Raw genomic sequence first — 412 nt, 5'->3', positions numbered from 1 at the left:
CCGCTACCGCGACGAGTTCCTCGAACTGATGCGCTCGGGCACGGTCGACATCGTCTTTGCCAACAGCCATGAGATCAAGTCGCTCTACCAGACCTCGTCCTTCGACGAAGCGGTGGCGCAGATCCGCAAGGACTGCAAGATCGCCGCCGTCACACGCTCGGAAAAAGGCTCGGTTATCGTGCGCGGCGACGAGACCGTCACCATCCAGGCGACGACGATCCGCGAGTTGGTCGACACCACCGGCGCCGGCGACCTCTATGCCGCCGGTTTCCTGCATGGCTACACGCAGGGACGCAACCTCAAGACCTGCGGCGACCTTGGCTCGCTGGTGTCCGGCCTGGTGATCCAGCAGATCGGCCCAAGGCCGAGGGAGAATTTGCGCCGCGAGGCGGAACGGGCTGGGTTGCTGTAG

General features: G+C 64.3%; 1 protein-coding gene. It reads left to right on the top strand.

Features of this window, described 5'->3' with window-relative positions; all coding sequences use genetic code 11:
• The coding region (locus tag X742_RS140135; RefSeq protein ID WP_023775695.1) for a PfkB family carbohydrate kinase at positions 1-412 on the top strand (412 nt) is incomplete at its 5' end.

The sequence above is a fragment of the Mesorhizobium sp. LNHC229A00 genome, assembly GCF_000502415.1.
Classification (GTDB): Bacteria; Pseudomonadota; Alphaproteobacteria; order Rhizobiales; family Rhizobiaceae; genus Mesorhizobium.
This window is presented reverse-complemented; position numbering and strand designations above follow the sequence as displayed.